Annotated in this window: 13 protein-coding genes and 1 pseudogene; 3 read left to right on the top strand and 11 right to left on the bottom strand. The window is 69.5% G+C overall.

The annotated features are described in order from the left end of the window. Positions 1-101: 101 nt before the first annotated feature. Positions 102-1,930 (top strand): annotated as a pseudogene (locus tag ACR5MH_RS02005) (AMP-dependent synthetase/ligase). Here ACR5MH_RS02005 and ACR5MH_RS02000 read toward each other — a convergent pair. From ACR5MH_RS02000 to ACR5MH_RS01980, 5 genes are all read right to left on the bottom strand, one after another. Further along, the gene (locus ACR5MH_RS02000; RefSeq protein ID WP_433862224.1) at positions 1,927-2,871 is read right to left on the bottom strand and encodes an endonuclease domain-containing protein; all 945 of its coding nucleotides are present in this window, start codon (positions 2,869-2,871) and stop codon (positions 1,927-1,929) included. The pseudogene ACR5MH_RS02005 and the gene ACR5MH_RS02000 sit on opposite strands and share 4 nt — an antisense overlap. 307 nt (positions 2,872-3,178) lie before the next feature. After that, entirely contained in the window at positions 3,179-4,027 is an 849-nt protein-coding gene (locus ACR5MH_RS01995; RefSeq protein WP_431350210.1) for an NAD-dependent epimerase/dehydratase family protein, read from the bottom strand. 17 nt (positions 4,028-4,044) lie between these two features. Further along, positions 4,045-4,536 carry a peptide deformylase gene (gene def, locus ACR5MH_RS01990; RefSeq protein WP_431350209.1) on the bottom strand — a complete coding sequence of 164 codons (492 nt, stop codon included), beginning with the start codon at positions 4,534-4,536 and terminating at the stop codon, positions 4,045-4,047. Between the two features lie 46 nt (positions 4,537-4,582). After that, positions 4,583-5,902 (bottom strand): AAA family ATPase, encoded by a 1,320-nt coding sequence (locus tag ACR5MH_RS01985; RefSeq protein WP_431350208.1) that lies wholly within the window; start codon positions 5,900-5,902, stop codon positions 4,583-4,585. Between the two features lie 140 nt (positions 5,903-6,042). Beyond that, positions 6,043-9,447: a pyruvate carboxylase gene (locus ACR5MH_RS01980; protein ID WP_431350207.1), complete on the bottom strand. Its 3,405-nt coding sequence runs from the start codon at positions 9,445-9,447 to the stop codon at positions 6,043-6,045. 79 nt (positions 9,448-9,526) lie between these two features. Between ACR5MH_RS01980 and ACR5MH_RS01975 the strand changes: the two genes are divergently transcribed. Further along, positions 9,527-10,336, top strand: coding sequence for a ParA family protein (locus tag ACR5MH_RS01975; protein ID WP_431350206.1), 810 nt, complete (start codon positions 9,527-9,529; stop codon positions 10,334-10,336). Between the two features lie 109 nt (positions 10,337-10,445). Here the strand turns inward: ACR5MH_RS01975 and ACR5MH_RS01970 are convergent, their stop codons facing one another. From ACR5MH_RS01970 to ACR5MH_RS01950, 5 genes are all read right to left on the bottom strand, one after another. Continuing rightward, on the bottom strand, positions 10,446-10,922 hold the full coding sequence (locus ACR5MH_RS01970) for a MerR family transcriptional regulator (RefSeq protein WP_433862588.1): 477 nt from the start codon (positions 10,920-10,922) through the stop codon (positions 10,446-10,448). A 194-nt stretch (positions 10,923-11,116) separates the two neighbouring features. Next, positions 11,117-11,356: a hypothetical protein gene (locus ACR5MH_RS01965; protein WP_433862222.1), complete on the bottom strand. Its 240-nt coding sequence runs from the start codon at positions 11,354-11,356 to the stop codon at positions 11,117-11,119. A gap of 38 nt (positions 11,357-11,394) precedes the next feature. Further along, positions 11,395-11,814, bottom strand: a complete 420-nt coding sequence (gene ftsR / locus ACR5MH_RS01960; protein WP_433862221.1) for a transcriptional regulator FtsR — start codon at positions 11,812-11,814, stop codon at positions 11,395-11,397. A gap of 7 nt (positions 11,815-11,821) precedes the next feature. Further along, positions 11,822-12,337 (bottom strand): FHA domain-containing protein, encoded by a 516-nt coding sequence (locus ACR5MH_RS01955; RefSeq protein WP_433862220.1) that lies wholly within the window; start codon positions 12,335-12,337, stop codon positions 11,822-11,824. Further along, a complete protein-coding gene (locus tag ACR5MH_RS01950; protein ID WP_431350205.1) occupies positions 12,330-12,959 on the bottom strand; it encodes a CDP-alcohol phosphatidyltransferase family protein in 630 nt (209 codons plus the stop codon). The genes ACR5MH_RS01955 and ACR5MH_RS01950 overlap by 8 nt, the downstream gene beginning before the upstream one ends. A 62-nt stretch (positions 12,960-13,021) precedes the next feature. Between ACR5MH_RS01950 and ACR5MH_RS01945 the strand changes: the two genes are divergently transcribed. Next, on the top strand, positions 13,022-13,849 hold the full coding sequence (locus tag ACR5MH_RS01945; protein ID WP_433862219.1) for a DUF1295 domain-containing protein: 828 nt from the start codon (positions 13,022-13,024) through the stop codon (positions 13,847-13,849). Here the strand turns inward: ACR5MH_RS01945 and ACR5MH_RS01940 are convergent. Then, a complete protein-coding gene (locus ACR5MH_RS01940; protein WP_433862218.1) occupies positions 13,833-14,330 on the bottom strand; it encodes a hypothetical protein in 498 nt (165 codons plus the stop codon). The two genes, ACR5MH_RS01945 and ACR5MH_RS01940, sit on opposite strands and share 17 nt — an antisense overlap. Positions 14,331-14,379 lie beyond the last annotated feature (49 nt).

Genomic DNA, 14,379 nt, shown 5'->3' with positions numbered 1-14,379 from the left:
CTCGGAAGACTCCCTGCCGCACCATCTAGAGTGTAATCAACCACTGCGAGCCGGAGCGATTCGGCCCGATTGCCCGCCCGCCCGGTATCGAGGGAGCTACCGTGAATCAGTTCGAAATCCCCGCAGTCGTCCCGGCCGACCCGGAGGCCAACGCGACGGACCTGCTCGTGCAGCGGGTCGCCGCGACCCCGGACGCGGCCCTGTTCAGCGTCCCGGACGGCGACGGCTGGAAGGACGTGACCGCGGCGGAGTTCTACCGCCAGGTCATCGCGCTCGCCAAGGGCCTGGTCGCCGCCGGCATCCAGCCGGGCGACATGATCGGCCTGATGTGCAAGACCCGCTACGAGTGGACGCTGATCGACTTCGCCACCTGGTTCGCCGGGGCCGTGCTCGTGCCGATCTACGAGACGTCGTCGCCCGCTCAGGTGCAGTGGAACATGTCCGACTCGGGTGCGAAGGCCATCATCCTGGAGACCGCGGAGATGTTCTCCCGGTTCGACGAGGTGCACGCCGACCTGCCGCTCATCCAGGACGTCTGGCAGCTCCACCTGGGCGACCTGGACAAGCTGGTGGCCGCCGGCGTCGACGTGCCGGACGCCGAGATCGAGCGCCGCAGGAACCTGGCCCGCGGCGAGGACATCGGCACCCTGATCTACACCTCCGGCTCGACTGGGCGCCCCAAGGGCTGCGTGCTCACCCACTCGAACTTCGTTGAGCTGTCCCGCAACTCCGCCGAGGCGCTGAAGGAGGTCGTGATGCAGCCGGGCGGCGCCTCCACGCTGCTCTTCATCACGACGGCCCACGTCTTCGCCCGCTTCATCGCCGCGCTGTGCGTCACCGCCGGCGTGAAGGTCGGCCACCAGGCCGACACCAAGCAGCTCCTGCCCGCCCTGGCGAGCTTCAAGCCGACGTTCCTGCTGGCGGTTCCGCGGGTGTTCGAGAAGGTCTACAACTCGGCCGAGCAGAAGGCGGAGGCCGGCGGCCGGGGAAGATCTTCCGCGCGGCCGCCGAGGTCGCCGTCGAGCACTCCAAGGCCGTCGAGGCGGGCTCGGTGCCGTTCGGCCTCAAGCTGAAGTTCGCTCTGTACGACCGGCTCGTGTTCTCCAAGCTGCGTGCGGCGATGGGCGGCCGTGTGAAGTACGCCGTCTCCGGCTCCGCGCCCCTCGGTGCGCACCTCGGCCACTTCTTCCACAGCCTCGGCATCAAGATCCTGGAGGGCTACGGCCTCACCGAGACCACGGCACCGGCGACCGTCAACCTCCCGTCGACCTTCAAGATCGGCACGGTCGGCCCCGTTCTCCCCGGCGTCGGCGTGCGCCTGGTCGAGGACGGCGAGATCGAGGTCAGGGGCGTCAACGTCTTCAAGGAGTACTGGAAGAACCCGGAGGCCACCGCCGCGGCGTTCGACGACGGCTGGTTCCGCACCGGCGATCTCGGCTCGTTCGACGAGGACGGCTACCTGACGATCACCGGCCGCAAGAAGGAGCTGATCGTCACCGCCGGCGGCAAGAACGTCTCGCCGGCCGTGCTGGAGGACCCGATCCGCGCCAACCCGCTGGTCGGCCAGGTGATCGTGGTCGGCGACCAGAAGCCGTTCATCGCGGCACTGGTGACGCTCGACACCGAGATGCTGCCGACCTGGCTGGCGAACAACGGCGAGGACAAGGACATGACCCTCGCAGAGGCGTCCGTGAACCCGGCCGTGAACGCCGAGATCCAGCGCGCGATCGACGCGGCCAACCAGGGCGTCTCGCGCGCCGAGAGCATCCGCAAGTTCGTCATCCTCGCCACGGAGCTGACCGAGGCAAGCGGCCACCTGACCCCGAAGCTCAGCATCAAGCGCAACGTGATCCTCGCCGACTTCGCCGACGTGATCGACGGCGTCTACAGCGGCAACCCGAGCACGCAGGGGATCTCGCTGGCGCACTAGGCACCCCTCGATTCGTGCCGAATGTCGCCTTCGGCGCCCTCGAAGGCGACATTCGGCACGAATCTGTTGAGACGTTCGGCGAACGCGTCGCGATCGCCGAACAGGTCGTGCGCCGTGACCCTGACGACGCGCCAGCCTTCGGCCTCGAGAAGCTCGCGGCGTTCGATGTCCTTGTGCCACTGCCAACGCTCCACGCGATGCCCGTCGCCCTCGTACTCGAAAGCGAGCCGTCGCTCCGGGATGGAGAGGTCCGGATGCAGCACAACGCCGCGGCGACCCACCGGCACCGGATGATTGACCTCCAAGTCGCCATAGCCGCGAGACTCCAGGAACAGGCGCAGCAGTGTCTCGGGACGCGAATCAGCGTCGGGGCGGATGCGAGGGAGGGCCCAGGCACGTGCCCGAGCCCCCTTCGTGCGGCGGAGTTCGTCCGCGGCGACGACGAGCTCGTCGATGTCGGCGAGAGCGGGGCGCTTGCGCGCGCCGATCAGGTGGTCTCCCACCGCCACGAGGTCCTCGCGACTGAGGACTCCGGAGAGCTGGCACCAGACGTGAGCCGCCGAGCTGACCGGGAGGCCGTCCACCACCTGTCCCGCCAGGCTCCCCAGGCTGTGACCCGCCACTCCCCGGCCGCGCGGCGGTGATCGCGGGAACTCCACGGACACGTGAAGCGGACCTTCATCCGGCGTCATCGGCATCGGCACGCCGAGGAGCGCCGCCCCGGTCTGATGGCTGAAGTAGGCGCCGCCGACCAGCAGCGGGAGGTACGCGAGGCACCGTTCCCGAAGCGACGCCGGGGCGATCGAGAGATGGATGCCGTGGAACGGATTGTGTAGATCACGGGCACGGAGGCGGGACGCGCTCACTCCGGCGCGACGCGCCTCCGCTGGAGTGAAGGCGGCACCGGCCAGGGCGGTCGGTAGAGGGTGTGGCGTTCGCATCCCCTCATCGTGACTGTCGAGCGTGCCGCACGTCGCGTTCGTGGCGAATCAGTGGACAACGCGAGTTCTCCACATCTCATCGCGCCCGCGCGATTCGTCACGAATCGCGGGAAAGGCCCCGCCAAAGGGCACATTCGTGATGAATGTCGAAATCGCTGCAACAACGCGAGATTCGTGACGAATCGCGGGAATCGCCGCGGCAAAGCGCACATTCGGCACGAATCGTCAGTTCGCGCCATGGTGCGATTCGGCACGAATGTCGCGAATGGCGGAGCCAGACGCGACATTCGGCACGAATCGCGGAGCGCTACACCTCGTCGCGCCAGGAGTGCTGGGGGGCGTAGCCCAGCACGCGGCGCGCCTTGTCGATGGAGAGCAGGGTCTCGTTGTTGTCGAGGTCGTCGCGCTTGAGCGGGACGCCGGGGAAGACCTCGGCCACGAGCTCCGCATTGGGCCGCGACATGACCGTGTCGGCCGCGGCGATGATGAAGCGGTCGAAGCCGGTGGTGTCCCATTCGAGCGCCTTCTGGATGGCCTGGGCCCCGTCGCGGGCGTCGATGTAGCCCCACAGGTTCCACTTCCGTCCCCGCGCGTCCGCGTCGTAGGACGGGAAGGCCGCGTAGTCGGCCGGCTCCATCACGTTCGAGAACCGCAGCGCGACGATCTTCAGCGACGGGTCCCAGCGCACCAGCTCGATCGCCATCTGCTCCTCGAGGTGCTTGACCAGCGAGTAGGTGGACTCCGGGCGTGCCGGGTAGTCCTCGTCCACGGGGATGTAGGGCGGCGGGACATCGAACGGGAGACCGAGCACCGTCTCGCTGGACGCATAGACCACGTTCTTGATGCCGGCGCGGCGCGCGGCCTGGAAGACGTTGTACGTGACGCGGATGTTGTTGTGGAAAGTCGCGACGTCGCTCAGGATGCCCGGCGCCGGGATGGCGGCCAGGTGCACGATCGCGTCGAAGCCGTCGTGCAGGTCGTTGACGCCCAGAATGGCGTCGAGCGTCTGACCGTAGTCGGTCAGGTCGACACGCACGAAGCCGCGGCCGCGCTCCCCCGTCGTGTCCAGGTTGACGACGGTGTGACCCGCCGCGCGTAGTTCGCGGACGACTGTGCGCCCGAGCTTGCCCGATCCTCCGGTGACTGCAATGTCCATGCACCGAGTCTACGGACTCAGAACCAGTCGCTCTCCCGCACCTGACGCATCGCCTCGCGCCGGGTGTCCTTGTCCAGGCGGTCGAGGTAGAGCTTTCCGTCGAGGTGGTCGGTCTCGTGCTGCAGCGCCTGCGCCATCACGCCGGTACCGGAGAGCTCGATCTCCTTGCCGTCCAGATCGACGCCGCGCACCCTGGCGAACGGGTAGCGGGAGGTCTTGAACCACAGGCCCGGCACCGAGAGGCAGCCCTCGTCGACCAGCTCGGGCTCGCCGGAGACCTCCACGAGCTCGGGGTTGATGATGTAGCCGACCTCGCCGTCCACGTTGTAGCTGAACGCCCGGAGGCCGACGCCGATCTGCGGGGCGGCGACGCCCGCGCGCCCCGGCGGGATGACGCTGTCGATCAGGTCCTCGACCAGGCCGCGGACGCCCTCGTCGATGTCGCCGACTGGCTCGGACGGAGTCTTCAGGACGGGGTCGCCGAACAGGCGGATCTGACGTTCGGTCACAGGGATCTCCTCGGGCGCGGACTGCGCGGGTGGGACGGGAGCGGGATCAGGCGCGCTCGGCGGGCAGGCCCTCCACCACGAGCGCGGCGAGCGCCCGGGCGGACAGCTTGGTCAGGGGCTTGAGGTCCTTCCAGTTGACCACGGAGCCGGCGGCGAGCTGCGGGTCGTACGGGATGCGGACGATCTCGCGCACGCGCGAGCGGAAGTGGGACTCGATCTCCTCGAGCTTCACCAGGTTGGTCGCGTGCGTGGCGGTGTTGAGGGCGACGACGGCGTTGCGGACCAGGTCCGTGTAACCGTTCGCCTCCAGCCAGGTGAGCGTCTCGGAGGCGAGCCGCGCCTCATCCACGCTGCCGCCGGAGACGATGACGATCTCGTCCGCACGCTGCAGGGTGGCCCGCATCACCGAGTGGACGATGCCGGTGCCGCAGTCGGTCAGCACGATCGAGTAGAACCGGGCCGCCAGGTCGGCGACGACGTTGTAGTCGTTCTCGTCGAAGGCTTCGGACAGCAGCGGGTCGGTGTCGGAGGCGAGGATGTCGAGCCGGGTCTCGTCACGCGACACGAGCGCCGAGAAGTCGGTGAAGCCGCCGATGCTCGCCGCCTTGTGCACGACGTCGCGAACGGTGGCGCGGGTCTGCTTGGGAACGCGCTCGGAGAGCGTGCCGCGGTCGGGGTTGGCGTCCACCGCGATGATGCGGTCCTCGCGCGCGTCGGCCAGCGCCATCCCGAGCAGGGCCGTGACGGTGGTCTTGCCGACGCCGCCCTTGCGGGTGAGCACCGGGACGAAGCGGGTGCCGCCCTCGAACTGCTTCTGGATGCGGTGGTCGAGCTCCTTGCGAGCGCGCACCTTGGCGGAGTCGCCCAGGTTGACCATGCGGAACGTCGTGTTGTAGACGAAACGCTGCCAGGGGCCTTCAGGACCCGGACGCGTCTTGCGGTTGACCTCCAGCAGACGGTCGGCGGTCAGCATCGCAGCGGGCTCGGGCTGCGGCGAGTGCTCGCCGCGCAGGCGGTCGCGGCGCGACTGCGCGTAGGCGTCATGCGAGTCGTGGCCGGGCAGCGGTGCGACCCCGTCCGCCGCGGTCCCCTGCGTCGGCGTCGGGCCGGTGGCCAGCCGCGACGCGACGATCGCGACGGAGGTCGTGGTGGGCTCGGTCGGGGACGCCACGAAGCCCGGGTCGACAGGGATGTCGTCGATCGCGACGGCGGCCTCGTCCTCCGGGACCTCTTGGCGTGGGGCGGGAGGCAGGTCGACCGCGATGCTCAGCTTACTGTCGACCTCGAGCGGGGACGGCCTGAACGTCGGCTCGACGTCCCGCGGCGCGAGGTCGCCGCGTTCCGGCTCCTCCGGCTTGTCTGCCACGCTTGCACTCCTCCTGCCGCACGACGGCGGCGACTGCGACAGTTTACCGGGCCACCCGCCTGCCACGACACCGCGGACGCCCGGCCCGGGAACGCCGCAGCGCTCCCCGACTGTGCGGGGAGCGCTGCGGACCGTGCCGGTCAGGCGGGGGTGATGACGACCAGGAGGTCGCCCGCATCCACCTGCTGGGTCTTCGGAATGGCGAGGCGCTCGATCGTGCCGGCGACGGGGGCGGTGATCGCCGCTTCCATCTTCATGGCCTCGATCGATGCGACGGCCTGGCCCGCGGCGACGACATCGCCCGGGACCACGTGCAGCGTCACGACGCCCGAGAACGGCGCGGCCACGTGCCCGGGCTTGGCGGAGTCCGCCTTCTCGGCGGCCTTCGTCTCGACCACGATGCTGCGGTCGCGCACGAACACCGGGCGGAGCTGGCCGTTGAGCGTGGTCATGACGGTGCGCATGCCCTTCTCGTCGGCCTCGCCGATGGCCTCCAGCCCGATGTAGAGCCGCACGCCCTTGCTGAACTCGATGACGTGCTCCTCGACCGGCGAGAGCCCGTACAGGTAGTCCACAGTGTCGACCACCGAGAGGTCGCCGAAAAGCTCCCTCATCTGCTCGTAGATGCGGGTGGGTGCCGGGAAGAGCAGGCGGTTGAGCGTCGCCCGCCGCTCGGCGCTGGAGCCCTCCAGCGCCGCCGCGTCGGAGGCCGGCAGGTCCTCGACGCCGACCTTGACGTTCTTGCCCGCCAGCACCTTGGTGCGGAACGGCTCGGGCCAGCCGCCGGGCAGCTCGCCCAGCTCACCGGCCATGAAGCCGACGACCGAGTCCGGGATGTCGTAGTTCTGCGGGTTCTCGGCGAAGTCGTCCGGGTCCGCCCGGACGGCCGCCAGGTGCAGGGCGAGGTCGCCGACGACCTTGGACGACGGGGTCACCTTGGGGATGCGGCCCAGGATCCGGTTGGCCGCGGCGTACATGTCCTCGACCAGCTCGAAGTCCTCGGCGAGGCCCAGCGCCTTGGCCTGCTGGCGCAGGTTGGAGAGCTGGCCGCCGGGGATCTCGTGCTTGTAGACGCGACCGGTGGGGCCCGGCAGGCCCGACTCGAACGGACGGTAGACCTGGCGCACGGCCTCCCAGTACGGCTCGAGGTCCTCGACCGCGGACAGCGAGATGCCCGTGTCGCGCTCGGTGTGCGCCAGGGCCGCGACGAGGGCGGAGGCGCTCGGCTGGCTGGTGGTGCCGGCCATCGGGGCGCTCGCCACGTCGACCGCGTCGGCGCCGGCGCGCGACGCCGCGAGCAGCGTTGCGAGCTGGCCGCCCGGGGTGTCGTGGGTGTGCACGTGCACCGGGAGGTCGAACCGCTCGCGGAACGCCGCGACCAGCTTCTCGGCGGCGCTCGGGCGCAGCAGGCCGGCCATGTCCTTGATCGCGAGAATGTGCGCGCCGGACTCCACGATCTGCTCCGCCAGGCGCAGGTAGTAGTCGAGCGTGTAGAGGTCCTCAGCCGGGTCGAGCAGGTCACCCGTGTAGCAGACCGCGACCTCCGCGATCGCCGAGCCGGTGGCGAGCACCGACTCGATCGCCGGGCGCATCTGGGACACGTCGTTGAGCGCGTCGAAGATGCGGAAGATGTCGACGCCGGTCGCGGCGGCCTCCCGCACGAACGCGTCGGTCACCTGCGTCGGGTACGGCGTGTAGCCGACGGTGTTGCGGCCGCGCAGCAGCATCTGGATGTTGATGTTCGGCAGCGCCTCGCGCAGGGAGGCCAGGCGCTCCCACGGGTCCTCGCCGAGGAAGCGGAGCGCGACGTCGTAGGTCGCGCCGCCCCAGGCCTCCACCGAGAGCAGCTCGGGCGTGAGCCGGGCGACGTACGGCGCAACAGCGAGCAGGTCCTTGGTGCGCACGCGGGTCGCGAGCAGCGACTGGTGGGCGTCGCGGAACGTGGTCTCGGTGACCGCGAGGGCGGTCTGCGCGCGCAGCGCGTCGGCGAAGCCCTTCGGGCCGAGCTCGAGCAGCCTCTGACGCGAGCCGGACGGGGCGGGCACGCTCAGGTCGAGGCGCGGGAGCTTCTCGACCGGGTCGGCGACCTCCGGGCGCGGGCCGTTCGGCTGGTTGACCGTGACGTCGGCCAGCCAGTTGAGCACCTTGGTGCCGCGGTCCTTCGACTCACGGCCCTTGAAGAGCTCGGGGCGCTCCTCGATGAAGGAGGTGGAGACGTTGCCGGCGATGAAGTCCGGGTCCTCCATGACCGCCTGGAGGAACGGGATGTTCGTGGCGACGCCGCGCACGCGGAACTCGGCCAGCGCACGCCGCGCACGCAGCACGGCGGCCGGGAAGTCGCGACCGCGGGTGATCAGCTTGGCGAGCATGGAGTCAAAGTGCGGGCTGATCTGCGCGCCCGGGTTGATGGTGCCGCCGTCGAGGCGGATGCCGGCGCCGCCCGGCGAGCGGTAGGTGGTGATCTTGCCCGTGTCGGGGCGGAAGCCGGCCGTCGGGTCCTCGGTGGTGATGCGGCACTGCAGGGCTGCACCGCGCATCTGCACGGAGTCCTGGCTGAGGCCGAGGTCGGCCAGTGTCTCGCCCGCGGCGATGCGGATCTGCGACTGCACCAGGTCGACGTCGGTGATCTCCTCGGTGACCGTGTGCTCGACCTGGATGCGCGGGTTCATCTCGATGAACACGTGCTCGCCCGCACGGTCGCCGGCGGTGTCGAGCAGGAACTCGACCGTGCCGGCGTTCTCGTAGCCGATCGACTTCGCGAACGCGACGGCGTCGCGGTAGAGCGACTGACGGATCTCGTCCGAGAGGTTCGGGGCGGGAGCGATCTCGACCACCTTCTGGTGGCGGCGCTGCACCGAGCAGTCGCGCTCGAACAGGTGGATGGTGTTCCCGTCGCCGTCGGCGAGGATCTGCACCTCGATGTGGCGCGGGCGCAGGACGGCCTGCTCCAGGAACATGGTCGGGTCGCCGAACGCGCTGTCGGCCTCGCGCATGGCCTCCTCGAGCGACGCGCGCAGGTCCTCCTTGCGGGCGACGCGCCGCATGCCGCGGCCGCCGCCGCCGGCGACCGCCTTGGCGAAGATCGGGAACCCGATCTCGTCGGCTCCCGCCAGCAGCTCCTCGATATCGCGCGACGGCGGGGTGGACTTCAGGACCGGCACGCCCGCGGCGATCGCGTGCTCCTTGGCCGTCACCTTGTTACCGGCCATCTCGAGCACCTCGGCGCGCGGGCCGATGAAGGCGATGCCCGCCGCGCGGGCGGCCTCGGCCAGCTCGGGGTTCTCGGAGAGGAAGCCGTAGCCGGGGTAGATCGCGTCCGCGCCGGACTCCTTGGCGACCCTGATGATCTCCTGAACATCCAGGTACGCGCGCACCGGGTGGCCGGGCTCGCCGATCTGGTAGGCCTCGTCCGCCTTCAGCCGGTGCATCGAGTTGCGGTCTTCGTAGGGGAAGACGGCGACGGTCGCGGCGCCCAGTTCGTAGGCGGCACGGAATGCCCGGATGGCGATTTCACCGCGATTGGCAACGAGGATCTTACGGAACATGGGGACCTTTCGAGCAGGGGTCGGCACCACACAGCAAACGGTTAGGTACTCCAAGACTAGTGAAGGTAACGTGGCTGTCGTGCACGTACTCAGCGTTAGTTCCCTCAAGGGCGGTGTCGGAAAGACCACGGTGACGCTTGGTCTGGCCTCGGCGGCGTTCGCCAAAGGGCTCCGTACGCTGGTCGTCGACCTCGACCCGCAGTCCGACGTCTCGACCGGCATGGACATCCAGGTCGCCGGTCACCTCAACGTCGCCGACGTGCTCGCCTCCCCCAAGGAGAAGATCGTCCGGGCGGCGATCGCGCCCTCCGGCTGGACCAAGGGACGCCCGGGCAAGGTCGACGTCATGATCGGCAGCCCGTCCGCTATCAACTTCGACGGTCCGCACCCGAGCATCCGCGACATCTGGAAGCTCGAAGAGGCGCTGGCCAACGTGGAGCACGACTACGAGCTCGTGCTGATCGACTGCGCCCCGTCGCTCAACGCGCTCACCCGCACGGCGTGGGCGGCCAGCGACCGCGTGGCGGTCGTGACCGAGCCCGGTCTGTTCTCGGTGGCCGCCGCCGACCGCGCGCTGCGCGCGATCGAGGAGATCCGCCGTGGCCTCTCGCCGCGCCTCCAGCCGCTCGGCATCATCGTCAACCGTGCCCGCGTGCAGTCGCTGGAGCACCAGTTCCGCATCAAGGAGCTGCGCGACATGTTCGGCCCGCTGGTGCTCGCGCCCCAGCTCCCCGAGCGCACGTCGCTGCAGCAGGCGCAGGGCGCCGCGAAGCCTCTGCACGTCTGGCCGGGTGAAAGTGCGCAGGAGATGGCGCACAACTTCGATCTCCTCCTGGAGCGCGTCCTCCGCACCGCCAAGATCGGCGAGTACGCCGCAGCCGGCAACTAGCAACTGGCAACTAGCAACTGGCAACTGGCAACTGAGTACGCACGGACTCAGCGAAAAACCGCCGAGTACGCAGACAAAGACGTACTCGACGGTTTGCGAAAGGTGCGGCTCAGGAGGCCTTGGACTTGGCGGCGCGGCGGGCGGCAAGCTCGTCGAGGTCGTCGCCCTGGGTGTCGAGCTCGACGAGGGAGGACTCCACCTCGCGGAGGACCTTGCCGACGGCGATTCCGAAGACACCCTGGCCGCGGCTGACCAGGTCGATGACCTCGTCGTTCGACGTGCAGAGATAGACGCTCGCCCCGTCGCTCATCAGCGTGGTCTGCGCCAGGTCGTTGACGCCCGCCTCGCGGAGCTGGTTGACGGCCGTCCGGATCTGCTGCAGCGAGATGCCGGTGTCGAGGAGGCGCTTGACCAGCTTGAGCACGAGGATGTCGCGGAAGCCGTACAGGCGCTGCGAGCCGGAGCCGGCCGCGCCGCGGACCGTGGGCTCCACGAGGCCGGTGCGCGCCCAGTAGTCGAGCTGTCGGTAGGAGATGCCGGCCGCGCGGGCCGCGACGGCGCCGCGGTAGCCGTTGGCGTCGTCCATCTCGGGCAGGCCGTCGGTGAACAACAGCCCCAGATCGTACCGGGCGGCGTCGTTGTCACGACTCAGTTCGCTCATGATGACTGCCCCTCGGTTGACGTATCGGGCGCTTCGTGATGAGGCGCTTCAACAACGGTACCCATCCCCCGGTCGCCGGGCAACGACATCCGGAAAACGTCGTCGGCGTGTCGAGCCGGTCAGGGCTGGAGTCGGGCCAGCGCCGCGCGGATGATGCTGCCCCGGACCACGTCGAGCTGCCCCGCGATCTCACGGGCGAGTTCTGCGGTCTGCGGCCCGGCCGTCACGTCCTTGCGGCGCGCGAGGGGCACCAGGGCGGTCTCGATCAGTCCGATTTCGCGCTCAGCAGCCGCGCGGAAACCGCGCAGGTGGCGCGGCCCGATGCCGGTGCGCGCCAGCTCGGCGAGCGCGCGGAGCACCGTCAGCGTCTCCTCGCCGTAGACCTCGGCGGGCGCGATCAGCGACGCACTGACCGCCTCCTGCAGCAGTTCGGGCGTGGCGCCCGCCTCGCGGAGCAGTTCATCGCGCTTGAACCGGCGGCCGGCGGGGAGCATCGACGCCGAGCCTTCGCGCGCACCGCCCGGCAGCGGCGGGCTCTCCCCGCGTCGACCGCGGCGAGGTACTTCTTGATGACCTTGAGCGGGAGGTAGTTGTCCCGCTGCATCGCCAGCACGGTGTGCAGCCGCTCGACGTCGGCAGGCGAGAACTTGCGGTAGCCCGACGCCGTGCGCGACGGCGAGATGAGCCCGCGCTCCTCCAGGAAGCGCAGCTTGGACGACGACAGGTCCGGGAACTCGGGGGTCAGGCGCGCCAGCACCTGGCCGATCGAGAGCAGTGCGGGCGGGGCGGTGTGCGCCCTCGCTGCTTGCCGGGCCACTGGTTCGTTAGTTCTTCGCCGCGGCGGCGAGGTCTTGCCGTGAGGCGTAGAACGTGAGGCGGAACTTGCCGATCTGGACCTCGGACGAGTCGCTCAGCAGCGCGCTCTCGATGCGCACGCCGTCGTAGTACGTGCCATTGAGCGAGCCCAGGTCGCGGACCTCGAAGGCCGTGCCGCGGCGCGTGAACTCCGCGTGGCGGCGCGAGACGGTCACGTCGTCGAGGAAGATGTCGGCGTTGGGATGACGCCCCGCGCTCGTGACGTCGGAGTCGAGGAGGAACCGCGCGCCGGTGTTGGGACCGCGCCGCACGATGAGCAGTGCCGAGCCGGACGGCAGCGCCGCGATCGCCTCCTGCTCCTCGGGGCTGATCTCCCCGTCCATGGGGAACATCTTGGAGATGAACTCCTCGCCGAAGCGCGCCGTCGTGTCCTCGTTCCCCGTCGCGGCTTCGCGCAGGGGGTTCTCGGCGTCGCGGCCGTCGTCAGCAGCAGAAGCCCATCCAGGGTAGTTCTCGTCAGGCACCGTCAACCTCCTCGTGGTCAAGCCTATCGGAATGTGGCCCGCTGTCATCGGCCGGAAGGCGGATGACCCGGGCGGTCTCCCGAATGTAGACGATGCCGGCCCACCAGTAGAGGAAGGCGCCCCAGAGCGCGAAGGCCCAGCCGAGCGGCAGCGAGTAGGGCGCGAGAGGGTCGAACGCCTCGCCGAGCATGAGCAGCGGCAGTGCCCAGAACAGGCAGAACGTGGCGACCTTGCCGAGGTGGTGGACCGGCAGCGGGCCGTAGCCGTGGTTCGCGAGGATCACGCCGAGGACCGCCAGCATGACGTCGCGCGCGACGATCACCGCCACCAGCCACCAGGGGATGACCTCCCGCCAGGCGAGGCCGACGAGGGCCGCGAAGATGTAGAGCCGGTCGGCGGCCGGGTCGAGGAGCTGCCCGAGCCGTGAGATCTGGTTCAGCTTCCTGGCGAGCCAGCCGTCCAGGAAGTCGGTGATGCTGGAGACGACGAGGACGAGGAGGGCGAGCGCGTCCTCCCCCGTGATCACGAACGCCAGGAACACCGGCACCAGAGCCAGCCGGAAGAAACTGAGGACGTTCGGGATCGTCCACACGCGCGAGCTCACCGCGCCGACACCATCCACGATTCCACTCTACTGACCGTGGTCCTCCCGTCGAGGGCGGTCTGGGACCCTAGGATGTGGGCGTGGAGCCCTTCTCCCTGTGCCTCTGGATCCTCGCGGGCGTGTGCGCCGCGACGTGGGTGCTGTCGCTGATCACAGGCGAGCACTCCTGGGTGGACCGGATCTGGTCCGTCGTGCCGGTCGTCTACGTCTGGGTGTTCGCGATCGCGGCCGGTCTCCAGGACGCCAGGCTCGACCTGATGGCCGGGCTCGTGACGCTGTGGGGCGCGCGGTTGACCTTCAATTTTGCGCGCAAGGGCGGTTACGCGCCGGGTGGCGAGGACTACCGCTGGGAGGTGCTGCGCGGCCGGATGGGCCCGGGCGCCTTCGCGGTGTTCAACCTGTTCTTCATCGTGATCTACCAGAACGTGCTGCTCCTGTTGATCGCCCTCCCGGCCTGGACCGCGTTCCAGCATCCGACGCCGCTGAACGGCTTCGACGTCGTGTGCGCCGTGCTGTTCCTGGTGCTGCTCGCGGGCGAGACGATCGCCGACCAGCAGCAGTGGGACTTCCACCAGTGGAAGAAGGCGGAGGTCGACGCAGGGCGCGAACCGAGCCCGCGCTTCCTGCAGACCGGGCTGTTCCGCTATTCGCGGCACCCGAACTTCTTCTGCGAGCAGGCCCAGTGGTGGGTGGTCTTCCTGTTCGGCTGCGCCGCGGCGGGCTCGCTGCTGCAGTGGACCGTGATCGGGCCGTTGCTGCTCACCGGGCTCTTCATCGGCTCGACGGTCTTCACCGAGAGCATCTCGCGCTCGCGCTACCCCGAGTACGCGCAGTACCAGCGCCGCACGTCGCCGGTCGTGCCATGGTTCCCGCGCCGCGGCGGGGAGGCCGTCACGGCGCGGTCGTGACCGCGCGCGCCGGCCGCGGGAAGGCCTCCCGCATGTGGTCGGAGTCGAGGTAGTCGGCGACGCCGATGAGGATCAGGCTGAACACGATCTGCTCGGTGACCATCCAGAACGGGTAGAGGCCCGGGATCGCCGCGATGACGAGCGTGACGACGGGGAAGATCTTCGCGAACAGCCGCAGCCGGGAGTAGGCCCAGTAGTAGCCCTTCTGCGCGCGCCAGGCGAAGTAGAACAGTGTCACGGTCATCCCGAGCACGACGACGGAGCGCATCCAGACCGCGAACGGGACCGGCGCGCCGTCGAAGGTGAGCACCGAGGCGATGACGACGGCGGTGGTGCCGACGACGAGCTCGGCGACCAGCAGCCAGGCGATGACGACGAACGCGCGGCGCGTGCGCGGGTGGTCGCGCCCCTCCTCCGGGACGGTGTAACCGGCGTGGCGTCCGCCCGCGATCCGGTCGAGCCGTCGGAGCAGTGAATCCATGTATTCACGTTAACCCGCCACGGCTGGGAGGCTGTTCACTCTCTGGATG

The sequence above is a fragment of the Streptomyces sp. L7 genome, from assembly GCF_050990935.1.
In the GTDB taxonomy this organism is placed as follows: Bacteria; Actinomycetota; Actinomycetes; order Actinomycetales; family Microbacteriaceae; genus Leifsonia.
The sequence above is the reverse complement of the archived record's forward strand: the minus strand, read 5'-3'. Positions and strand labels throughout refer to the sequence as shown.

Coding starts and splice junctions, on each gene's coding strand:
- ACR5MH_RS02000 (WP_433862224.1), bottom strand. CDS start 2,871: ATGCGAACGCCACACCCTCTACCGACCGCCCTGGCCGGTGCCGCCTTC.
- ACR5MH_RS01995 (WP_431350210.1), bottom strand. CDS start 4,027: ATGGACATTGCAGTCACCGGAGGATCGGGCAAGCTCGGGCGCACAGTC.
- ACR5MH_RS01980 (WP_431350207.1), bottom strand. CDS start 9,447: ATGTTCCGTAAGATCCTCGTTGCCAATCGCGGTGAAATCGCCATCCGG.
- ACR5MH_RS01970 (WP_433862588.1), bottom strand. CDS start 10,922: ATGGACGACGCCAACGGCTACCGCGGCGCCGTCGCGGCCCGCGCGGCC.
- ACR5MH_RS01940 (WP_433862218.1), bottom strand. CDS start 14,330: ATGGATTCACTGCTCCGACGGCTCGACCGGATCGCGGGCGGACGCCAC.